17 protein-coding genes are annotated in these 22,453 nt (G+C 70.3%); 9 read left to right on the top strand and 8 right to left on the bottom strand.

The genetic code is table 11. The annotated features are described in order from the left end of the window. Positions 1-479: 479 nt before the first annotated feature. The 5 genes from ABZ441_RS04335 to ABZ441_RS04315 are packed head-to-tail and all read right to left on the bottom strand — an operon-like array spanning position 480 to position 5,166. Positions 480-1,157, bottom strand: coding sequence for a potassium-transporting ATPase subunit C (locus ABZ441_RS04335; protein WP_358968163.1), 678 nt, complete (start codon positions 1,155-1,157; stop codon positions 480-482). Positions 1,158-1,178: 21 nt separating this feature from the next. Further along, positions 1,179-3,275 carry a potassium-transporting ATPase subunit KdpB gene (gene kdpB / locus ABZ441_RS04330; protein ID WP_358968160.1) on the bottom strand — a complete coding sequence of 699 codons (2,097 nt, stop codon included), beginning with the start codon at positions 3,273-3,275 and terminating at the stop codon, positions 1,179-1,181. Then, positions 3,272-4,936 (bottom strand): potassium-transporting ATPase subunit KdpA, encoded by a 1,665-nt coding sequence (gene kdpA / locus ABZ441_RS04325; protein ID WP_358968157.1) that lies wholly within the window; start codon positions 4,934-4,936, stop codon positions 3,272-3,274. Before kdpA ends, kdpB begins: the two co-directional genes overlap by 4 nt. Before the next feature lie 6 nt (positions 4,937-4,942). After that, positions 4,943-5,032, bottom strand: a complete 90-nt coding sequence (gene kdpF / locus ABZ441_RS04320; RefSeq protein ID WP_358968154.1) for a K(+)-transporting ATPase subunit F — start codon at positions 5,030-5,032, stop codon at positions 4,943-4,945. Further along, on the bottom strand, positions 5,029-5,166 hold the full coding sequence (locus tag ABZ441_RS04315; RefSeq protein ID WP_358968151.1) for a hypothetical protein: 138 nt from the start codon (positions 5,164-5,166) through the stop codon (positions 5,029-5,031). The genes kdpF and ABZ441_RS04315 overlap by 4 nt, the downstream gene beginning before the upstream one ends. Positions 5,167-5,442: 276 nt before the next feature. On the opposite strand from ABZ441_RS04315, the gene ABZ441_RS04310 reads away from it, so the two are divergent. Together ABZ441_RS04310 and ABZ441_RS04305 are read left to right on the top strand one after the other, a co-directional pair. Continuing rightward, positions 5,443-6,072 (top strand): WHG domain-containing protein, encoded by a 630-nt coding sequence (locus ABZ441_RS04310; RefSeq protein WP_358968148.1) that lies wholly within the window; start codon positions 5,443-5,445, stop codon positions 6,070-6,072. Next, the gene (locus ABZ441_RS04305) at positions 6,069-7,247 is read left to right on the top strand and encodes an SGNH/GDSL hydrolase family protein (protein WP_358968145.1); all 1,179 of its coding nucleotides are present in this window, start codon (positions 6,069-6,071) and stop codon (positions 7,245-7,247) included. The genes ABZ441_RS04310 and ABZ441_RS04305 overlap by 4 nt, the downstream gene beginning before the upstream one ends. A gap of 133 nt (positions 7,248-7,380) precedes the next feature. On the opposite strand, the gene ABZ441_RS04300 is transcribed toward ABZ441_RS04305, so the two are convergent. Further along, positions 7,381-8,826, bottom strand: coding sequence for a glyceraldehyde-3-phosphate dehydrogenase (locus tag ABZ441_RS04300; protein ID WP_358968142.1), 1,446 nt, complete (start codon positions 8,824-8,826; stop codon positions 7,381-7,383). A gap of 352 nt (positions 8,827-9,178) precedes the next feature. Here ABZ441_RS04300 and ABZ441_RS04295 point away from each other — a divergent pair, with 352 nt between their 5' ends. Both ABZ441_RS04295 and ABZ441_RS04290 read left to right on the top strand, forming a co-directional pair. Continuing rightward, entirely contained in the window at positions 9,179-9,541 is a 363-nt protein-coding gene (locus tag ABZ441_RS04295) for a DUF4180 domain-containing protein (protein ID WP_358968139.1), read from the top strand. Positions 9,542-9,997: 456 nt separating this feature from the next. Beyond that, positions 9,998-11,134, top strand: coding sequence for an XdhC/CoxI family protein (locus tag ABZ441_RS04290; protein ID WP_358968136.1), 1,137 nt, complete (start codon positions 9,998-10,000; stop codon positions 11,132-11,134). 75 nt (positions 11,135-11,209) lie between these two features. Here ABZ441_RS04290 and ABZ441_RS04285 read toward each other — a convergent pair whose 3' ends face one another. Together ABZ441_RS04285 and ABZ441_RS04280 are read right to left on the bottom strand one after the other, a co-directional pair. Then, positions 11,210-12,886 (bottom strand): FAD-dependent oxidoreductase, encoded by a 1,677-nt coding sequence (locus ABZ441_RS04285; protein ID WP_358968133.1) that lies wholly within the window; start codon positions 12,884-12,886, stop codon positions 11,210-11,212. Between the two features lie 9 nt (positions 12,887-12,895). Then, positions 12,896-13,810, bottom strand: coding sequence for a diiron oxygenase (locus ABZ441_RS04280; protein WP_358968131.1), 915 nt, complete (start codon positions 13,808-13,810; stop codon positions 12,896-12,898). Positions 13,811-14,265: 455 nt separating this feature from the next. Here ABZ441_RS04280 and ABZ441_RS04275 point away from each other — a divergent pair, with 455 nt between their 5' ends. The 5 genes from ABZ441_RS04275 to ABZ441_RS04255 all read left to right on the top strand — a co-directional run bounded on the left by ABZ441_RS04275 (position 14,266) and on the right by ABZ441_RS04255 (position 22,452). Further along, on the top strand, positions 14,266-15,606 hold the full coding sequence (locus ABZ441_RS04275; RefSeq protein WP_358968129.1) for an extracellular solute-binding protein: 1,341 nt from the start codon (positions 14,266-14,268) through the stop codon (positions 15,604-15,606). Then, positions 15,603-16,565, top strand: coding sequence for a sugar ABC transporter permease (locus ABZ441_RS04270; protein WP_358968126.1), 963 nt, complete (start codon positions 15,603-15,605; stop codon positions 16,563-16,565). Before ABZ441_RS04275 ends, ABZ441_RS04270 begins: the two co-directional genes overlap by 4 nt. Continuing rightward, entirely contained in the window at positions 16,562-17,461 is a 900-nt protein-coding gene (locus tag ABZ441_RS04265) for a carbohydrate ABC transporter permease (protein ID WP_358968124.1), read from the top strand. The genes ABZ441_RS04270 and ABZ441_RS04265 overlap by 4 nt, the downstream gene beginning before the upstream one ends. A 181-nt stretch (positions 17,462-17,642) precedes the next feature. Then, positions 17,643-19,757 (top strand): MMPL family transporter, encoded by a 2,115-nt coding sequence (locus tag ABZ441_RS04260; protein WP_358968121.1) that lies wholly within the window; start codon positions 17,643-17,645, stop codon positions 19,755-19,757. Between the two features lie 10 nt (positions 19,758-19,767). Next, positions 19,768-22,452, top strand: a complete 2,685-nt coding sequence (locus ABZ441_RS04255; protein WP_358968118.1) for a SpoIIE family protein phosphatase — start codon at positions 19,768-19,770, stop codon at positions 22,450-22,452. Position 22,453: the final 1 nt, after the last annotated feature.

The following is a 22,453-nucleotide window of genomic DNA, read 5'->3' as shown; positions in this document are numbered from 1 at the left end:
AGTCCTTCTCCTGATCGGACGGGTGCGGAACCGCTGGATGCGGGGCGGCGACGGCCGGGACCGCTGCCGCCCCTTCGGCGCGGTGTGCGGGCGAGCGACGCCGTTCGGGGGTGTGGCGAACAGGCGATGGCGACGGCGGTGCGTGGGCTTGCGCGCCCCGGCCTGACCAGGCCGGCCGGGGCGCTCGACGACCGGCCCGGGGCGGACCCGGATCGACGTGGATGGAGTCTGTAGACGGCGAACAGTGTTGATCCGGCTCCGTCGGGTGTCAATGCTTTCGACGGAAATTACGAAAGCATCGGTGCAGGGTGTAGAGCGGAGTCTTGATGTTTTCGCACTTCGAATGGGATATGGGGCGAGAGGCATAACTCGCTCTGTCCATCAGTGCGGCTTGAGTATCAGGAATCGGGTCGGACCGTTCCGAAACTTTCGAAACTGGGGGGCCGGGCGAAGCGTACGTATCGTCGGCACCGCGCGTGTCAGTATCTGCGCATGTCCTTGAGCGCGGTGTTGAGCTCGAGGACGTTGACCCGGGGCTCGCCCATGAACCCGAGGGTGCGGCCCTCGGTGTGTTCGGCCACGAGTCCGGCGACCTGCCGGACGGAGAGGTCGTTCCGCTCGGCGACCCGGTGGACCTGGAGCTTCGCGTACGCCGGGGAGATGTGCGGGTCGAGGCCCGAGCCGGACGACGTGACCGCCTCGGCCGGTACGTCCTCGGGACGCACCGTGCAGGACGGGGTGGAGTTGTCCGCCACGACCGCTGCCTTCGCTTCCGTGACCCATGTGACCAGCTCGGCGTTGTCCGCGGAGCGGTTGGTGGCACCGGAGAGGATGAGCGCGTACCGGGTGTTCACACCGTTGTTGCCCAGGCCGTTCGAGGGGCGGGGCTGGAACCACCGCAGGTCCGGCTTCGCCACCTCCTCCGGATCGTCCGGGTTCCGTTTCGGCAGGTTGTACGTCTGCCCGATCAGGGACGATCCGACGGTGACGCCGTTGGCGTCGCTGATCTCGGAACCGTTGGCCTTCGTGCCGAAGAGCGCCTGGGCGATGCCCGTGACGGCGAGTGGATAGAGGACGCCGCAGATGACGCTCAGGCAGAGCAGTGCGCGCAGCGCCGCACCGAGCGGGCGGGCGGTGTTCTTGAGAGAGGTGTTCAAGGCTGATCAGCCGTTTCTGGTTCAGGAGAGCCCGGGAACGAGGGAGATGAGCAGGTCGATGACCTTGATGCCGATGAACGGGGCGATCAGGCCGCCCAGTCCGTAGATCCCGAGGTTGCGGCGGAGCATCCTGTCGGCGCCGGCGGGCCGGTACCGGACCCCCTTGAGCGCGAGCGGGACCAGGGCGATGATGATGAGCGCGTTGAAGATGACGGCGGACAGGATCGCGGACTCCGGTGACGCGAGACCCATCACGTCGAGCTTTTCCAGGCCGGGGTGGACCACCGCGAACATGGCCGGGATGATCGCGAAGTACTTCGCGACGTCGTTGGCCATGGAGAAGGTGGTCAGGGCGCCCCGGGTGATGAGGAGTTGCTTGCCGATTCCGACGATCTCGATGAGTTTGGTGGGGTCGGAGTCCAGGTCCACCATGTTCCCGGCCTCCTTGGCGGCCGAGGTGCCGGTGTTCATCGCCACGCCGACATCGGCCTGGGCGAGCGCGGGAGCGTCGTTGGTGCCGTCACCCGTCATGGCGACGATCTTGCCGCCCGCCTGCTCCCGCTTGATCAGGGCCATCTTGTCCTCGGGGGTGGCTTCGGCGAGGTAGTCGTCGACTCCCGCCTCCTTCGCGATGGCTTTCGCCGTGAGCGGGTTGTCACCTGTGACCATGACGGTCCTGATGCCCATCCGGCGCAGTTCGTCGAACCGTTCCCGCATCCCGTCCTTGACGACGTCCTTCAGGTGGACGACACCGAGGATCCGGGCGCCCCTCGCGTCCTCGACGGCGACCAGGAGGGGTGTGCCGCCGGTCTCCGAGATCCGGTCGGCGAGCCGGCCGTCGTCCTCGGCGACGCTGCCGCCCCGCTCCCGCACCCATGCCATGACCGAACCGGCCGCTCCCTTCCGGGCCTTGAGACCGTCGACGTCCACTCCCGACAGGCGGGTCCGTGCGGTGAACGCGACCCAGGTGGCGTGGGCCAGCTCACTGTGGCGGCGCTCGTGGAGACCGTACTTCTCCTTGGCGAGCACGACGATCGAGCGGCCTTCGGGGGTTTCGTCGGCCAGCGAGGACAGCTGCGCGGCAGCCGCCAGCTCCGCCTCGGTCACACCCCTCGCCGGGACGAACTCCGCAGCCTGCCGGTTCCCGAGCGTGATCGTGCCGGTCTTGTCGAGCAGCAGCGTCGAGACGTCACCCGCGGCCTCCACCGCGCGCCCCGACACGGCCACGACGTTGCGCTGGACCAGGCGGTCCATGCCCGCGATACCGATCGCGGAGAGGAGTGCGCCGATGGTCGTCGGGATCAGACACACCAGCAGTGCGGTCAGTACGATCATGGACTGCCGCGCGCCGGCGTGGATGGCGAACGGCTGGAGCGTCACGACCGCGAGCAGGAAGACGACGGTCAGCGACGCCAGCAGGATGTCGAGTGCGATCTCGTTGGGCGTCTTCTGCCGGGCAGCGCCCTCGACCAGGGCGATCATCCGGTCGATGAAGCTCTCACCCGGCTTGGTCGTGATCCGGACGACGATCCGGTCGGAGAGCACCTTCGTGCCGCCGGTGACCGCACTGCGGTCGCCACCGGACTCCCGGATCACCGGGGCGGATTCGCCGGTGACGGCCGACTCGTCGACGGACGCGACCCCCTCGACGACGTCACCGTCACCGGGAACGGTGTCGCCGGCCTCGCACACGACCAGGTCTCCGACCCGCAGCTCCGTGCCGGGCACCTCGACCTCGTCACTGCCGTCCAGCCGGCGGGCGACCGTGCCGGTCTTCGCCTTGCGCAGTGTGTCGGCCTGCGCCTTGCCGCGCCCCTCGGCGACTGCCTCGGCGAGGTTGGCGAAGAGCACGGTCAGCCACAGCCAGGCCGCGATGGCCCATCCGAACACGTCACCCCGGTCCTGGATCGCCAGCAGGGTGGTGAACACGGAGCCGACGAGCACCACGAACATGACCGGGGACCTGATCATGATGCGGGGATCGAGTTTCCGCACCGCGTCCGGGAAGGACCTCAGCAACTGCTCCGGGTCGAAGAGCCCCCCGCCGGCGCGAACTGACGCGACGCCGCCGCCGGACGGGTCTTCGTGCGGGGCACGGGTGGGGGTTACGGTGCTCATGAGGCGAGTCCTTCGGCGAGCGGACCCAGCGCCAGGGCCGGGAAGTAGGTCAGACCGGTGACGATCAGGATCGTGCCGACGAGCAGACCCGCGTAGAGCGGCGTGTCGGTCCGCAGCGTGCCGGCCGTGGGCGGCACGAGATGCTGCTCGGCCAGCGAGCCGGCCAGTGCCAGGACGAACACGATCGGCAGGAAGCGGCCGAGCAGCATCGCTGTGCCGATGGTGGTGTTGAACCACTGCGTGTCGGCGTCGAGCCCCGCGAAGGCGGAGCCGTTGTTGTTGGCGCCGGACGTGTAGGCGTAGAGGATCTCCGAGAACCCGTGGGCGCCGCTGTTGGTCATCGAGTCGGCCGGAGTGGGCAGCGCCACGGCCACCGCGGTGAAGCCGAGAACCAGCGCAGGGGTGATCAGGATGTAGCACGCCGCGAGTTTGATCTGGCGGGTGCCGATCTTCTTGCCCAGGTATTCCGGCGTACGCCCGACCATGAGGCCGGCTGTGAACACCGCGATCACCGCCATGACCAGCATGCCGTAGAGGCCGGATCCGACACCGCCGGGCGCTGTCTCGCCCAGTTGCATGCCCAGCATGGTGATGCCGCCTCCCAGCCCCGTGTAGGAGGAGTGGAAGGAGTTGACCGCTCCCGTCGAGGTGAGGGTGGTCGCCACGGCGAAGATCGACGATCCGGCGATGCCGAAGCGGGTCTCCTTGCCCTCCATCGCTCCGCCGGCGATCTCGGGGGCCGGCCCGTGGTGGGCGAATTCGGTCCACATCATCAGGGCGGTGAAGCCGATCCAGATGGTGGCCATCGTGGCGAGGATCGCGTAGCCCTGCCGCAGGTCCCCGGTCATGCGGCCGAAGGTGCGGGTCAGTGCGGACGGGATCAGAAGGATCAGGAAGATCTCGAAGAGATTGGAGAAGGGGGTCGGATTCTCGAAGGGATGGGCGGAGTTGGCGTTGAAGTAACCGCCGCCGTTCGTCCCGAGCTCCTTGATGACCTCCTGCGAGGCGACCGCGCCGCCGTTCCACTGCCGGCTGCCGCCCGAGAACTGGCCGACCTCGTGGATTCCGGAGAAGTTCTGGATGACACCGCACGCCACCAGCACGAGCGCGCCGATCACCGAGATCGGCAGCAGGACGCGTACGGTTCCGCGCACCAGGTCCGTCCAGAAGTTGCCCAGCTCGCCGGTGCGGGAACGCGCGAAGCCGCGTACGAGGGCCACGGCCACGGCCATGCCCACGGCGGCCGAGACGAAGTTCTGCACCGCCAGGCCGCCCGTCTGCACGACGTGGCCCATGGCCTGTTCGCCGTAGTAGGACTGCCAGTTGGTGTTCGACACGAAGGACGCGGCGGTGTTGAACGCCTGGTCCGGGTCGATCGACACGAAGCCGAGCGAGCCGGGCAGTGACCCCTGCAGACGCTGAAGCGCGTAGAGGAGGAGCACGCTCACCGCGGAGAACGCGAGTACGCCGCGCAGATAGGCCGGCCAGTGCATCGGGGCAGAGGGGTCTGCCCCGATGGCACGGTAGATCCACCTCTCCGGCCCGAGATGCCTGTGCGAGGAGTAGACCCGGGCCATGTGGTCACCGAGCGGACGGTATGCCAGGGCGAGCGCGGAGATCAGCGCGAGCATCTGGAGCACACCAGCTGTTACGGGGCTCATATCGGTCTAGAACCTCTCCGGGTACGCCAGCGCCAGGACGAGGTACACGAGCAGGGAGACGGCCACCACCAGGCCGGCGACGGTGTCGGCGTTCATGACTTCGTCACCCCCCTCGCGACGATGGCCACCAGTGCGAAGACCGCGATCGTGGTGACGACGAAGGCCAGATCGGCCATCGTGGGCTCCTGTGTGAAGTGAGGGAAATGGGATCGGCCTCTGCGGCCGTGCATGAGCAAATCCCACGGCGGGCAGCGCTGTGTGCGCCGTTGACGGGCTCCATACGGTGGCGGCGGACTTCTTGACGCGGTCCGTACGCGGAGGCTGCCGGCTCGCCGTTCGGACTCGGCCGCGGGTGCGAGACACGCCGTGACGAGGGTGCGTAGCCGTGTCCGGTCACGTCACGCCCACAGAGCCGTCATGGCCGGTTCGGATCTTAGGGGGCTGGGTGATTTGCCTAATACTCCTAGGCAAATGCATAATGAAATCCACTGGAGGGCGAGGTTTCCATGGTAAGAGCAGGGCTGACGGCGGAGCGCCTGACGCAGGCCGGAGCGGAGATGGCCGACGAGGTCGGCTTCGACAAGGTGACCGTGGCGGCGCTCGCCCGGCACTTCGGTGTCAAGGACGCGAGCCTCTACTCGCATCTGAAGAGTTCCCAGGACCTGAAGACGAGGATCGCCCTGCTGGCGCTCGCCGAACTCGCCGACCGCGTCGCCGCCGCCCTGGCGGGGCGTGCGGGCAAGGACGCGCTGGAGGCGTTCGCGAACGCCTACCGCGACTACGCCAGGGAGCACCCGGGCCGCTACACCGCGGCTCGGCTCAGGCTCGACCCGGAGGCCGCCGCAGCCGGCGCCGGTGTCAGGCACTCCCAGATGACGCGGGCGATACTGCGCGGCTACGACCTGACGGAGCCGGACCAGACGCACGCGGTCCGGCTGCTGGGCAGCGTCTTCCACGGATACATCAGCCTGGAGTCCGGCGGAAGCTTCAGCCACAGCGCCCCCGGTACGGACGAGACCTGGTCGCGGGTCCTGGACGCCCTCGACGCCCTGCTGAGGAACTGGCCCGCGCCCCGGCCGGGTGAGAACGTCCCGGCCGAATCAGACACGCCCACCCGGGAAGGGAGCGGAGGATGAGCATCCGGCCCCAGCTGACAAGCACCCCCATCACCGCGGACCTCCTGCGCGGCGCGCTCGATCTGGAGCGCACCGAGCACGGTCTGCTGCCGCACCGGCTGCCCGCCCGTGCCCGCGCCCAGAACGCGGACGTTCAGCTGGCCATGGCGGAGGCCCAGCCATCCGGCGTACGGCTCGTCCTGCGCACCCGGGCGACGGTCGTGGAGCTGGACACCCTTCCCACCAAGCGTGCGTACGTGGGTGCCCCGCCCCGGCCCGACGGGGTCTACGACCTGCTGGTGGACGGCCGGCTCGCGGACCGGGCCGTCGTGGCCGGCGGCAACGTCATGACCATCGACATGGCGACCGGATCCGCCGAGGTCCGGCCGGGTCCGGTGGGCACTCTCCGTTTCAGCGGTCTCTCCGCCGAATCGAAGGACGTCGAGATCTGGCTGCCGCACAACGAGCACACCGAGCTGGTCGCGCTGCGTTCCGACGCCCCGGTCGGCCCGGTCCCGCTGCGGGACCGCACGGTGTGGCTGCACCACGGCAGTTCGATCAGCCATGGGTCCGACGCCGCGAGCCCGACGACCACCTGGCCCGCACTCGCCGCGGCCCTCGGCGGTGTCGAGCTGGTCAACCTGGGGTTCGCCGGAAGTGCGCTCCTCGACCCGTTCACGGCCCGCGCCTTGCGTGACACACCCGCGGACCGCATCAGCGTCAAGGTCGGCATCAATCTGGTCAACACCGACGCGATGCGCCTGCGTGCCTTCACCCCGGCCGTCCACGGCTTCCTCGACACGGTCCGCGAAGGCCACCCCACCACCCCGCTGCTGGTCGTATCGCCGATCCTGTGCCCCATCCACGAGCACACGCCCGGCCCCAGCGCGCCGGACCCCAGTGCCCTGAGTGCGGGGAAGCTGTACTTCCGCGCCGCTGGGGACCCCGCGGAAACGGCTGCGGGAAAGCTCACCCTGAGCATCATCAGGGACGAACTCGCCCGCATCGTCGGGCAGCGGGCAGCCGAGGACCCGAACCTGTACCACCTCGACGGCCGCGAACTCTACGGTGAGGCGGACGCCGACGAGCTGCCGCTGCCGGACGCGCTGCACCCTGATGCCGTCACGCACCGCCGCATCGGTGAGCGCTTCGCGAAGCTTGCGTTCCACCCGGGCGGTCCCCTCGGGGGTGCCTGACCGCTGCGGGCGGTTCCGCTTCCCTGCCGCCCCGCGCGTCCGGTGCGCCTCCCGGCCGCCCGCGGGAGCCGGGAGGCGCAGAACGACGCCTCCCGGTGCCGCTTCGCAGCACCGGGAGGCGTCGTGGGAGAGATCAGACCGCCGGGGCCGGGTAGGTCGGGTACTCGACTCCGGAGACGTGCTGGACCACCCGGATGACCTGGGAGGAGTAGCCGAACTCGTTGTCGTACCAGAGGTAGAGGATCGCGTTGTCGCCCTCGACCTTGGTGGCGCCCGCGTCGACGATCGAGGCGTGGCGTGAACCGATGAAGTCGCTCGAGACCGCGTCGGGAGCGGTGATGAAGTCGATCTGGCGCCTGAGCGGCGAGGTCAGCGACACGCTGCGCAGGTAGTCGAGGACCTCCTCGCGGCTGGTGCCCCGCGCGAGCTGCAGGTTCAGGATCGCGATCGAGACGTCCGGCACCGGGACGCGGATCGAGCTGCCGGTGATCTTCGCGTCGAGGTCGGGCAGCGCCTTGGTGACGGCGGACGCGGCACCGGTCTCGGTGATGACCATGTTGAGCGGCGCGGACCGGCCACGACGATCCGAGTTGTGGTAATTGTCCAGCAGGTTCTGGTCGTTGGTGAACGAGTGGACGGTCTCCACGTGGCCGCGCAGCACGCCGTACTCGTCCGCCATCGCCTTGAGCGGCGGCACGATCGCGTTGGTGGTGCAGGAGGCGCAGGAGATGATCTGCTCGTCCGGCTTGATCATGTCCTGGTTGACGCCGTGCACGATGTTGGGGACGTCGCCCTTGCCCGGTGCGGTCAGGACGACCTTCGCGATGCCGGGACGCAGGTGCTTGGACAGGCCCTCGCGGTCGCGCCAGCGGCCCGTGTTGTCGATGAGGATGGCGTCCTTGATGCCGTACGCCGTGTAGTCCACCGATGTCGGGTCGTCGGAGTAGATCACCTGGATCTCGTTGCCGTTGGCGATGATCCTGCTGTTCGCCTCGTCCACGGTGATCGTGCCCTGGAACTGGCCGTGGATCGAGTCGCGGCGCAGCAGCGAGGCGCGCTTCACGATGTCCTGCCCGGCACCCCGGCGTACGACGATGGCGCGCAGCCGCAGGCCGTTGCCGGAGCCGGTCTTCTCGATGAGCAGGCGGGTGAGGAGTCGGCCGATGCGGCCGAAGCCGTAAAGGACCACATCGCGTGCCTCGCGGCGCTCCGTCTTGTTGGCGCCCGTCGCACCGGCCACGGACTCGGCGGTGAAGTCCTCCACCGACAGGCCGCGGTCGTCGGTCCTGTACGTCGCGGCGAGCATGCCGAGGTCGATCTGCGAGGGGCCGAGGTCGAGAGCGGCGAGGGCGCGCAGGAAGGGCAGCGTCTCGGTGACGGAGAGCTCCTCGCCGGCTATCTGGCGGGCGAACCGGTGGGTCTTGAGGATGCTGACCACCGACTTGTTCACCAGGGAGCGGCTGTGGATCAGGATCGTGACGTCCTGCTCCCGGTGCAGCTTCCCGATGATCGGGATCATCGACTCCGCGATCTCCTCGCGGGTCTTCCAATTGGTGAACGAGTCCTCGGTGGCAGTCACAAGTCCATCTTTCGAGCTAGGCGGTGCTCATATGTTAACCGCACCGGATTTTGATCACGCAATCGGTGCCGCCCCTGCTCCCGGCACAGTCCGATCGACGTGCCCCGCTCATGGCCGGTGGGGTGCGCATGTCACGGCAGAGTCCGACGAGGTCGGTCGGCCCGACCTCGCCCGCACGACGACTGAGGCTGGTCGTGGGGCGGGTCGTGAGGGGCGCGGGCGGCCGGCGCGGACGCACCGCACTGTGCACCCGGTCGGGCCGCCGGAGACGGTCGCCCGCGAGATGATCGCCGCCAGGCACCCGCGTCGAACTCCGAGCGCCCTCCTGCGCCGTCGCATAGTCTGACCACTCATGAGCACCCTGCAGACTCTCCACGACGTGCCCCTCCTGATGTGCTCCTCCGAGGGCGAGACCATTCACGGCGAACGCGAGGCCCTCGATCTCATCGGTGACGCGGGTTACCAGGGCGCCCGGTGGGTCGTCGTACCCGCAGGACGCCTCGGCGAGAGCTTCTTCCGGCTGGAGACCCGTGTCGCCGGCGACATCGTCCAGAAGTTCGCCAACTACCGGCTGGGGCTGGTGGTACTGGGTGACGTCTCCCGCCACACCGAGGCCAGTTCCGCTCTTCGTGACTTCGTCCGCGAATGCAACCGGGGAAACCAGACGTGGTTCGTCTCCGACACCGAAGAGCTCGGCGCGCGCCTGAAGGGCTGACGGGCCGCCCTGCCGGCATCCGGTCCTCGCCGTCGAGGGGCTCGGCGAACGCGGCGTCCCCCGTGCCGAGGCCCTTCTCCGTCAGGCGTTGAGCAGACCACCCCGCGGTCCTGACCGTCCCGTTCCCGGCTACGGTCCCCGACCGCCCCGCCGGGCAAGATGAGCCCGTCCGACTCCGACCGGTCGATCCGCTGGGTCACCCCCCGCCGACGGAACCAGCCGGGAGCCGGCGAGCTGCCCGGCCGCGGGCCGGCAGAGGTCGCCGGATCTGCGCGGCGCGGGCCGGGACACCGAAGCACGCCACGGACGGACCGTGCCGCTCGATGAATTCGGTGAGCCCGGTGGCGCGCCGACGGGCGGTCGGCGCGCACGAACCCATCCGGTACCTGAAACAATTCGTTCTGCGATTCCTCGCCCGCGAGAGGCTCTCGCGGCTGCACTGCCCGAGGTGAGCGAATGCGACATGTCATCGAACAGGCGGCTGCCCTGCAGCGCTCCGGCACCCGCTGCGTCATGGCGACCGTGGTGCGGACCTGGGGTTCGGCCCCGCACGGGCCCGGCGCCTCCATGCTGGTGGCGGAGGACGGCCGGATCGTCGGCAGCGTGTCCGGAGGATGCGTCGAAGCCGCCGTCATCGCGGCGGCCGAGGAGGTGTTCGCCGGAGGACCGCCGGTCGTCGAACGCTGGGGGGTCGGCGACGAGGACGCTTTCGCGGTCGGGCTGACCTGCGGCGGGACGATCGAGGTACTGATCCGCGAAGTGAGCCCCGAGACGCCGTTGGACCGGGTCTCGGCGTGCCTGGCGGCGGGGGTGCCGGTCGCGCTCGTCACGCCGCTGAAAGGCCGCGGCAGTCTGGCGGTGGGCCGGGGGGCGGTGAGCGGAACGCTGGGTGGTGCGGCTGCCGACCGGGTCGGCGTCCTGGCCGCCGAAGGCATGCTCGGCCGCGGCGAGAGCGGCCTGGTGAGCGCGGGGGAGGCGGAGGTGAGCACCGGTGAGCGGCGGGGTGAGGGAGGACCGGCCGGACCCGCATGCGAGCCGGTGCGCGAGCTCCTGGTGCAGTCCTTCGCCCGCCGGCCCGGGCTGCTGATCTTCGGTGCCACCGAGTTCGCCCGGCCGCTTGCGGACTTCGGCGCGGCCCTCGGACACCGGGTGACCGTCTGCGACGCCAGACCGGCGTTCGCGGACCCCGGTCGCTTCCCGGGCGCCGACGAGGTCGTCGCCGATCGGCCGGATCGCTGGTTCCAGGCCCATGAGAGCCTGATCGACCCCACGACCGCGGTATGCGTACTGACCCACGACCCCCGCTTCGACATCCCGGTCCTCAGCCGCGCCCTGCGCAGCCCGGCGGGGTATGTGGGTGCCATGGGAAGCCGCCGTACGCACCAGGACAGGGTGGCGCGCCTCCGAGCGGCCGGCGCGACGGAGGCGCAACTGGCCCGTCTGCGTTCCCCGATCGGTCTCGACCTGGGTGGCAGGGGGGCCGAGGAGACCGCGCTCTCGGTCCTGGCGGAGATCATCGCCGTACGGCGCGGCGGGAGCGGCCTTCCGCTCAGCGCCGGCACGGAGCCGGTGCACGGCCCGCGGCCGCGGTGAGAGCGCCCCTGCCGGCCGGCCCCGAAGCCGGGCCGGCGGCGCGCCGATTCCTCGACGGGCCGCCGGCCCGTACGGTCAGCCGGGCATCCTCCGTCGGCCGCCCCGCGCCGCCGCCACCAGCTCGGGGAGGGTCGCCAGTTTGACCCTGGGGCGACCGTCGCGGCGTCCCAGGGCCAGCTCGGCACGTTCGATCTCCGCCAGGCCGCGGGCATCCACGACCCTCCGGTTACGGCGTCGCACGAGCCGCTGGAACGACTTCGCGTCGCGCTCCGGCTCCGGCAGCGTGCCACCGACGGCATCGTCCAGCAGCGTGCCCACGGTCTCGGCGGCGCAGGTGCGGTTGGCCCCGATGCCGCCCGAGGGGCCCCGCTTGATCCATCCCACGACGTACGTCCCGGGCAGGCCCGTCACCCGGCCGCCCTCGTGCGGGACGGTCCCCGTCGTCTCGTCGAACGGCAGCCCCGCGACCGGCAGTCCACGCTGACCGACCGCCCGCAGGAGCAGCCCGGCAGGGATGCTCCTCGTGCCGTCCGCACCACCTTCCCCGCCGCCGTCCGCGCCGTCCGTGACCCGCAGTGCGGTGACTCCGCCGTCACCGACCGCCTCCACCGGCGCGGAGTGGAATCGGAACACGATGCGGCGTCCCGCCGACGGCGGGCGCGACCAGTCCACCCTCTCGCGGGTGACGCCCCGCAGCAGTGCCGCCCGGTCACTCGGGTCCGCCGCGTCGATCGTGGCGCCGGTCCGCGGATCGTGATCGTCCACGATCAGCTCCACGCCCGCCAGATGCTTGAGCGCGAGGAGCTCGGACCTGGTGTACGCCGCGTCCTCGGGCCCCCGCCGCCCCAGCAGCACCACCTCGCGCACCGTGCCGGCGCGCAGCGCCTCCAGTGCGTGCCCGGCGATGTCCCCTGCGGCGAGCGCGTCGGGGTCCGAGACCAGGATCCGCGCCGCGTCCAGCGCGACGTTTCCGTTGCCGACCACGACGACCCGCTCGGCGGACAGGTCGACGGCATCGGGCGCGACCTCCGGGTGGGCGTTGTACCAGGAGACGAACGTCGTCGCGCAGATGCTGCCGGGCAGGTCCTCCCCGGGAATCCCGAGCCTGCGGCCGGCCGACGCGCCGACGGCGTAGATCACCGCGTCGTGGTGCGCGGCGATCTCCTCCGGGGTGATGTCCCTGCCCACCTCGACACCGAGATGCATGCGCACCCTCGGATGCGTGTGGAACCTGGCGAAGGTGTCGCCCGCCCTCTTCGTCGACTGGTGGTCGGGCGCGACGCCGTAGCGGATGAGTCCGCCCGCGACGGGCAGCCGGTCGATCAGCGTGACCTCGGCGCCCGTGTGCAGCAGCAAATCCTCGGCGGCGTACATCCCCGCCGGTCCCGTACCCACCACCGCGACCCGGATCGGCGCGAAGTCCGACGGCAGGCTGCGCTTGAAGGACGGCGCCCCCCACTCGTGGAAGTTCGGCCCCTCGGGGTCGTGGCCGGGCTCCCGGTCCGCGAAGTACGCCGCGTTCAGCGGACCGTACTCCCGCTGGGCGGCGGGAAGACTGTCCACAGGGAAGACCGCTTCCACCGGGCATGCGTCGGCGCAGGCACCGCAGTCGATGCAGGACCGCGGATCGATGTACAGCATCTCCGTCCGGCCGAAGTCCGGTTCCTCCGGCGTCGGATGGATGCAGTTGACGGGGCACACCGAAACACAGGTGGCGTCGCTGCAGCACGTCTGGGTGATGGCGTAGGTCATGTCGTCCGCTCAGATCAGATGGGCACGCTTGTAGAACACCAGGGCGGGCTTGGTGAGCAGGCGGGCCGATGCCAGGAAGTCCATGAGGCCCGAACAGCTGGACCGCATCATCGACTTGTGGTGCTCGTTGGCCTTCGCCTCGTCGAGGGCGCGCTTCTTGTCCAGCCCGGCGTTGGCGTAGACGTCCTTGTTCACCATGCTGGTGACGATGACGTACGACGCGATGGCGATGACGAGCGCGTTGATCCGTCGTCGTACCGGGCCGGCGCCGCTGAGGTGCTTGCGGGTCTCCGCGCGGGCGAACTTCATGTGCCGGGACTCTTCGACGACATGGATGTTGTTGATGGTGCGGACGAAGGGCACGACCCGCTCGTCCCGCATCCAGTCGCGCTGCATGACGTCGAGGACCTCTTCGGCCACGAGGATCGCCGCGTACGCCGCCTCGCCGAACGCGAGGGTCTTGAAGGCCCGCCCCAGCTCCACCGCGAACCGGTGCGGCCGGTAGGGCGGGGCGCCCAGCTTCTCGGCGCCGCGGGCGAACATGATGGAGTGCCGGCACTCCTCGGCTATCTCGGTCAGCGCCCACTGGACGTCCGCGCTCGTGGGGTCCTTCGCGTAGACGTCGCGCAGGACCATCTGCTGCAGGATCATCTCGAACCAGATGCCTGTGCTGGCGACCGAAGCGGCTTCCTGGCGCGTCAGCTCCTTGCGCTGCTCCTCGGTGAGCTCACCCCAGTACGTGGTGCCGTACAGGGTGCTCCACTCGGGGCTCGCGCCGTGGAACTCCTTGTCCAGCGGCGTGTCCCAGTCGACCTCCGTGGCGGGGTCGTACGCCAGCACGGCGGCCGAGTCGAGCAGGCGGCGGGTGAGATGGTCCTCGGGCGGCCGGTCCTCGGCGTCCGGCCGAACGGTGCTGCTTGCCATGATGCGGCTCCTCGGTTCGTCAGCGATGTCCTTGGTGCTGTCACCTGAGCGTCTTCGGTGACGGTGCGTCATGTGCCGTGCCGGCCACCGGAGAAGGCGGCGGCGCGGGGGACGGTGCGGGCCCTCGCAGGGCGCTCCTCCGTCTCCTTGTTAGACGGAAGGTATAGCAAGGGGGCCGGGTGGGCCTACCCCCCAGTAAGAAATGTGCCCTCATCCCCGCGATATCTCCTCGCGCACGCCCCCGTGCACGCGTCTCCCGCCTGTCTGGGACGGGAGGAGGTTCGGTATATCGAACATGGTTCGCAATTTCAGCGCGAGTCATTGACGCGCGGTTTTCCCGGGCCTACGTTCCCGTCCGAAGTGGCGGGCGGCTGCCGGGATTTCGAACACGCTGCTCCTCCTTCACGCGTCCCCGCACCTCCGGAACGAGCCGAGCCGAGACGAGACGAGCCGCCATGCAACCACCCTCCCTCAGTCGGCGCCGAGCCCTCGCGGGCGGTGCCGGTGCCCTTGCCGCGGCCGGGGCCATGGGCTCCCTGTCCGGTTGCGCCGCGCCCGCGACCGCGGCCGGCCCGGGGCAGACCCTGCTGCGGTACTGGCATCTGTTCGGCGGCGGCGACGGCGTCAACATGCGGGGGATGCTCGACGAGTTCCGGGCCGGGCACCCGGAGATCGCCCTGGAGGCCTCGACCCTGCAGTGGGGCGCCCCGTACTACACCAAGCTCGGCATGGCGGGCGCCGGCGGCCGGGCCCCCGAGCTCGCCGCCCTGCACCTCGCCCGGCTCGCGGGCTTCGCCCCCGGCAGGCTCCTCGATCCGTTCGACCTCGACCTGCTCGCCGAACACGGCATCCGGCAGGAGGACTTCCCGCCGGACATCTGGCGCCGGGGCCAGATGGGCGGGAGACAGTACGCCGTCCCGCTCGACACCCACCCCTTCGTCCTCTACTACCAGACCGAGCTCTGTGAGAAGGCCGGACTCATGGCGGGCGGCCGGCTCAGGCCGATCAGCGGCGCCGACGAGTTCGCCGACGCCCTACGTGCCGCGAAGAAGTCGACCGGACAGCCAGGTCTGGTGACCGAGACACTCGGGCCCGACTGCATCACCCCCTGGCGGCTCTTCTCCAGCTTCTACGCGCAGACCGGCGGCACCGTGCTCTCCGCGGACGGCAAGCGACTCGCGCTCGACGACGCCAAAGCGCTACGGGTGCTGGAGTACCTGGCCCGTCTCGTCGAGGAAGGGCTGATGGTGCGCCGCGTCGACTACGCGGGCTCCATCGGCGTCTTCAACGGCGGGAAGACCGCCTTCCACCTCAACGGCGAATGGGAGATCACCACCTTCCTGACCACCGGCCTCCCGTTCTCCATGACCCGCATCCCCGCCCTCTTCGGCAGCGCGGCGACCCAGGCCGACTGCCACGCCTTCGTCCTGCCGCACCAGAGGGACCGCGGCGGCGCCACGAACGAGGCGGCCCACACCCTCACCGCCTGGATGCTGAAGAACTCCGTGGCCTGGGCCCAGGGCGGCCACGTCCCCGCCTATCTGCCGGTGCTCGACGACCCGGCCTACCTCGCCCTGAAGCCGCAGTCCGAGTACCGCACGGTGATCGACGACGTGGCGCTGGACGAACCCGCCTGGTTCGCCGGCTCCGCCTCCCGGCTGTGGATCGAGCTCGGTGCCGTCTTCTCCGGGGTCCTCACCGGCTCCCGGAGCCCGCGCAACGCCCTGACCGAGGCCAGGACCCGGCTGCGGGCACTCCTCGACACCCGCAACCCCCTCCCGGGAGCCGCGTCATGACCTCCACCACCGCGACGGCGCCGGCGCCCGTGGCGGAACCCGCCGGAGGAGCGGCCGGGCGTCAGGCCCGCGGTGTACGCAGGAAGTGGACGGAACACGGCCTGGTGTTCATCGCGCCCTTCCTCCTCGTGTACGCCATGTTCCTGATCTGGCCGCTGGTCTCCGGTCTCGGCATGAGCCTCACCAGCGAGAACATCACCGGCACCGGCGGCGGGTTCGTCGGCCTCGACAACTACACCGAGGCGATACGCGACCCCGACGTCTGGTCCTCGCTGTGGAACACCGTCTGGTTCACCGTCCTGTCCACCGTTCCCCTCGTCGTCGTCGGTCTCGTGCTGGCGCTGCTCGCACACGAACTGCGGGTCGTGCAGTGGCTCTGGCGGCTCAGCTGGTTCGCACCGTTCCTGCTGCCGTCCGGCGTCGTCTGCCTGCTGTTCGTGAACATGATCCTGCCGTCCGACTTCGGTCTCGCCGACCAGATGCTCGCCGCCGTCGGCCTGACCCCGGAGATCGGCTGGCTGACCGACGAGCGGTACGCCATGCTCAGCATCGTGGCGACCACCGTCTGGTGGACCGTCGGCTTCAACTTCCTGCTGTACCTCGCCGCACTCCAGGCCGTCCCGGCGCACCTGTACGAGGCAGCCGAGCTGGACGGCGCCGGCGCCGGCAAGCGGCTCCTGCACATCACCCTGCCGATGCTCCGCCGCACCACCGGACTGGTCGTGGTCCTCCAGGTGCTGGCCTCGCTGAAGATCTTCGACCAGGTCTACATCATGACCGGCGGCGGCCCCGACGAGTCCACCCGGCCCATCCTCCAGTACGTCTACCAGCAGGGCTTCACGGGCTATCGCATCGGTTACGCCTCAGCCGTCTCGTACATCTTCTTCGCCCTGATCCTTACCGTCTCCCTGGTGCAGCCGCTGCTGCCCCGGCGCCGAGCTGAGGAGGCCGCGAAGTGAGCGGTTCCGCCACCGTCACCACCCGCCCCGCCCCGGGCTCCGACCGGTCCGCCGACGCCGGGGGCCGCCGCCCGCGCTGGACACGCGGCAGGATCGCCCTGCTCGTCATCGCCCTGCTCCTCACCGCGGCCTGGCTCCTGCCGCCCGCCTGGGCCGTCGCGACCTCCCTGAAGCCGGAGGGAGACACGACGAGGACACCGCTCTCCTGGCTCGGCTCGCGCGTCACCCTCGACGCGTACGGCAAGGTCTGGGAGTCGGGCGACCTGATGGTCTGGCTCATGAACTCGGCGTACATCTCCCTCATGACCACCCTGCTGACCGTCGTGACCTGCGCGATGGCCGCCTACGGATTCACCCGCACCGACTTCCGCGGCAGGCGTCCGCTCTACGCACTGGTCCTCGCCGGCATCATGGTGCCGCCGCAGGTGCTCATCGCGCCCCTCTTCCGGGAGATGGTCCAGCTCGGCCTCGTCGACACCTACTGGGGTGTGATCCTTCCCCAGGTAGCCGTGCCCGCCATGGTGTTCATCCTGGTGAAGTTCTTCGAAGGCGTCCCCCGTGAACTCGAGGAGGCGGCCTTCGTCGACGGTGCAGGCCGCTGGCGGGTGTTCTGGACGATCGTCGTACCGCTGTCCCGGCCCGTGCTGGCGGCCGTGGCGATCTTCACCTTCATCTCCACCTGGAACAACTTCCTCTGGCCGTTCCTCGTGACCACCGACCCGGGCGGTATGACCCTGCCGGTCGGCCTCGTCAGCGTCCAGTCGACCTTCGGGGTGCGGTACGCCCAGATCATGGCCTCGCTCGTGATCGCCGGGATGCCCCTCCTGATCGTCTTCGCGTTCTTCCAGCGGCAGATCGTGCGCGGTATCGCGCACACCGGTCTCGCCGGCCAGTAACGGCGGCCTCACACCCGACGGCGCGTACGCACAGCGCGTACGCGCCGTCGGGCCGTCCACCGCGTCCGGCGGGTGGTCCGACCGTGGCCCGTCGACGGCGCACACGGCATGTCGCGCACCCGCCCGTACACGCGTCCCTCTAATCTCGCCGCCACGGAACAGGACGAGGCGGGGGACCGGCATGCGCGAAGTGGCCCGGCTGCTGTGCGGACGGCGCACCAAGTGGCTCGTCGTGGTGTTCTGGCTCGTTGTCGTCGTGGTCGCGGCACCCCTCGCCGGGAAGCTCATGGGGGCCCAGGACAACGACGCCGCGTCCTGGCTGCCGAGCAGCGCCGAATCCACGCAGGTCTGGGAGGAGTCCAAGGGCTTCAGACCCGAGATCATCACCGCCGTCGTCGTCTACGCGCGCGAGGGGGGTCTGACCGCGGCGGACCGGGACCGTATCGCCGGGGACAAGCGGCAGCTCATGGCGCTGAGCGCCCACGGCGTACGGGGCGAGGAGACGCGCGGCCCGCTCTACGACAGCAGGACGGCCCCCTCGGCCGCCCAGATCTTCGTTCCCATCACCATGGACGAGAAGGGCTGGGAGCGGATCGGCCCCGCCGTCGACTCCGTACGGGACATCGTGGGGACCGGTCAAGGGGACCTCACGGTCCACATCTCCGGGCCGGGAGGAGTCGCGGCCGACTCCGCCGACGCCTTCTCGGGCATCGACTCGACCCTGCTCCTCGCCGCGCTGGCCGTGGTGGTCGTCATGCTGCTGATCACCTACCGCAGTCCGACGCTGCTCGTACTGCCCGTCGTCTCGGTCGTCGCCGCCCTCCTCACCGCACAGGCACTCATCTACCTGCTCGCGGCGCACGCGGGCCTCACCGTGAACGGCCAGAGCGCGGGCATCCTGACCGTGCTGGTCTTCGGTGCCGGGACGGACTACGCCCTGCTCCTCGTCGCCCGCTACCGCGAGGAGCTGCGGCGCCACGAGGACCGGCACGAGGCCATGGCCCGGGCACTGCACCGAGCCGGGCCGGCCGTCCTGGCCAGCAGTGGCACCGTGGTGCTGAGCATGCTCGTCCTGCTGGCGGCCGAGATGAACTCGACCCGCGGTCTCGGGCCGGTGGCGGCGATCGGAGTGGCGATCGCACTGATCGCCATGCTCTCGCTCCTCCCCGCCCTCCTGGTGATCTTCGACCGCTGGGTCTTCTGGCCGGCGGTACCGCACTTCGGCACCCCCGAGCCCACCGAGCACGGCTTCTGGGCGCGGACCGGACAGCGGCTCGCCCTGCACCCGCGCAGGGTCTGGGTGGCCACCGCACTGGTGCTCGCCGCGCTGTCGCTGGGGCTCGTCCAGCTGCGCGCGGCAGGGCTCAGCAACGCCGACTCCTTCCCCGACAAACCGGACTCCATCGCCGGACAGGAGGTACAGAACCGGTACTTCCCGGCCGGGAGCGGCAGTCCCCTCGTCGTCATCGCGGCGGCGGACCGGAGCGCACAGGTGCGCACCGCCGTCGAGGGGACCCGCGGAGTGGTACCGGGATCCCTGGTCGTGCCGCCCGGTGCCCGACCGGTGCACGAAGGCCGGGCGATCTTCGAGGCGACCCTGGCGGACGCCGCGGACAGCGAGCAGGCCGAGCGCACCGTGGAGCGGGTCCGCGACGCCGTCCACGGGCTTTCGGGGGTGGACGCACGGGTGGGCGGCGACACGGCGGCGGCACTCGACATGGACGACGCCACCCGGCACGACAACGTGCTGATCATCCCGCTCGTGCTTCTGGTCGTGCTGATCATCCTCGCGCTGGTACTGCGTGCCCTGCTGGCGCCGCTGCTGCTCATCGCGACCGTGGTGCTGTCGTTCGCCGCCGCCCTGGGTGTCAGTGCCCTGGTCTTCCGCCACGTCTTCGACTACGCCGGCGAGACGACGGACTTCCCGCTCTTCGTCTTCGTGTTCCTGGTCGCCCTCGGTATCGACTACAACATCTTCCTGACCACCCGGATCCGTGAGGAGGCACTGCACCAGGGCACCCGTGCGGGCGTGGTCACCGGTCTCGCCGCGACCGGGGCGGTGATCACCTCGGCCGGCCTGGTGCTGGCAGGGACCTTCGCGGTACTCGGCACCCTGCCGGTGGTGGCCTTCGCGGAGATCGGCTTCGCGGTCGCGCTGGGGGTACTCCTCGACACCTTCGTCGTGCGGTCCGTGCTGGTCACCTCCCTGTTCCTCGACATCGGACCGCGCGTCTGGTGGCCGCACCGGCTGGCCCGCGAGGACGGCGGGGCGGCGGGGAAGCGGGAAGCCGTGTAGAAAGGGGGACATGGCCGGACGCTACGGCCGCCCGCGTTCGTTTCTCCGAATGAGAACCCTCGCTGGTCAGGTCTTTCTCCTGCAAGTGGCGATCGTGGTGCTGCTCGTCGCTGCATCCGTGACCGCGCTCGTGCTGCAGTCCCGGGCCGGCAGCGTACGCGAGGCCCGCAATCGCTCGGTCGCCGTTGCCGAGACCTTCGCGGCCGCCCCCGGAATGGAAGCGGCCCTCCAGAGCCCCGACCCCACCGCCGTACTCCAGCCGAAGGCCGAGGCCGCGCGCAGGGGCTCCGGGGTGGACTTCGTCGTCGTCATGAACCTGGACGCCGTGCGCTTCACCCATCCGCTGCCCGACCGGATCGGGAAGAAGTTCGTCGGCGACGTGGGACCCGCACTCGACGGGCGGGTCGTCACCCAGAGGATCGACGGAACCATCGGCCCCCTCGTCCAGGCCGTGGTGCCGGTGTTCGGCGCCGACCACGAGGTCGTGGGCCTGGTGTCCGCCGGAATCACCATCAGCAGTGTCAGCGGGGTCGTCGAGGACCAGTTCCCGCTCCTGTTCGGTTCGGCCGGTGGAATCCTGTTGCTCACCATGGGCGGCACCGCACTCGTCACCCGGAGGCTGAGACGCCAGACCCGCGGTCTCGGCCCGACCGGGATGACCCGGATGTACGAGCACCACGACGCCGTTCTGCACTCCGTACGGGAAGGAGTGGTCATCGTCGGCGGCGACAGGACGCTCCTGCTGGCCAACGACGAGGCGCGACGGCTTCTCTACCTCCCCCCGGACGTCGAGGGCAGGCCCGTGGCCGAGCTCGGCCTCGACCCGGTGATCACCGGGCTGCTGGTCTCGGGACGCAGCGCGACCGACGAGGTGCACTCCGTCGGCACGCGACTGCTCGCGGTCAGCCAGCGGGCCACCGACCGGAAGGGCGGGCCGCCCGGCAGCGTGACGACCCTGCGCGACACCACGGAGCTGCAGGCCCTCACGGGCAAGGCCGCCATCGCGCGCGGCAGGCTCCAGCTCCTCTACGACGCGGGAACGGAGGTCGGCACCGCTCTGGACGTCATCCAGACGTGCGAGGAGCTGGCCGACTTCGCCACGGCCCGGTTCGCCGACTACGCCACCGTGGACCTGGCCGAGGGCGTGCTGCGCGGCGAGGAACCCACGCTCGCCCGCGCCACCACCGACGGCCTGCGACGCTCGGCCTTCAGCGGCGCCCGGGACGACACGGGACTCCACCCGCTGGGCGCGGTGCTCCGTTTCCTGCCGGACACGGACATCGGTGCCGGCCTGCTCCGGAGCGAGGCACTCCTCTACACCGACCTGACCCGGCTCTCCGGCTGGCAACCGGACCCGGCGCGGGCCGAGCGCATCGTGGAGTGCGGATTGCACTCCCTGATCGCCGTCCCGATGCGAGCCAGGGGGGTGATCCTCGGCGTGACCATGTTCTGGAGGGCCCAGAGCCCGGAGCCCTTCGAGGAGGAGGACCTGTCCGTCGCGGAGGAGCTCGTCGCCCGCGCCGCGGTCAGCATCGACAACGCGCGCCGGTACTCGCGCGAGCACAACGTGGCGGTCACCCTGCAGCGCAGCCTGCTGCCGCAGGGACTCCCCGACCAGAGCGCCATCGACGCCGCCTACCGGTACCTCCCCGCGCAGGCCGGGCTCGGTGGGCTGGGCGGCGTCGGCGGCGACTGGTTCGACATCATCCCGCTGCCCGGCGCCCGGGTCGCCCTCGTGGTCGGTGACGTGGTGGGGCACGGGCTGCACGCCGCCGCCACCATGGGCCGCCTGCGCACGGCGGTCCACAACTTCTCCACCCTGGACCTGCCGCCGGACGAGTTGCTGTGGCACCTGGACGAGCTGGTGGCCCGTATCGACCAGGACGAGTCGTCCGAGGGCTACGAGGGAGGAGGCGTCACGGGGGCCACCTGCCTCTACGCCATCTACGACCCCGCGTCCGGGCGCTGCACCATGGCGCGGGCCGGTCACCTCCAGCCGGTGATCGTCGGCCCCGACGGCGAAGCCGTCTTCGCGGATGTGCCCGGCGGCCCGCCCCTGGGACTGGGCGGCATGCCGTTCGAGACACTCGACGTACAGCTTCCGCAGGACAGCCGGCTGGTTCTCTACACGGACGGGCTCGTCGAGGACCGGCAACGCGACATCGACGAGGGCCTGGAAATGCTGCGCGAGACGCTGTCCGGACACCCCGACCGGACACCGGAGGAGACCTGCGAGGCCGTCCTCCGCGTCCTGGTGCCCGCCAGGGCCCGTGACGACATCGCGCTGCTCGTCGGCCGTACCCGCCGCCTCGCCGCCGAGGACGTGGCCGAGTGGGACGTCCCCTCCGACCCCTCGGCGGTAGCCCGGGTCCGCTCCGACGTGTCCCGCAAGCTGGCCGAGTGGAGTCTGGACGAGGAGGCGTTCACGACCGAACTGATCCTGAGCGAACTGGTGACCAACTCCATCCGTTACGCCACCGGCCCCATCCGCGTACGGCTGATCCGTGACCGGACACTGATCTGCGAGGTGTCCGACCGCAGCAGCATCGCGCCCCACCTGCGTCAGGCGGCCGGCATGGACGAGGGGGGCAGGGGGCTGTTCCTCGTCGCCCAGCTGGCCGAACGGTGGGGGACCCGCTACACCGACGACGGGGGCAAGGTCATCTGGACGGAACAACTGCTGCAGCCGGAGTGAA

This window comes from Streptomyces sp. NPDC005752, assembly GCF_040630715.1.
Lineage (GTDB): Bacteria > Actinomycetota > Actinomycetes > Streptomycetales > Streptomycetaceae > Streptomyces.
This window is presented reverse-complemented; position numbering and strand designations above follow the sequence as displayed.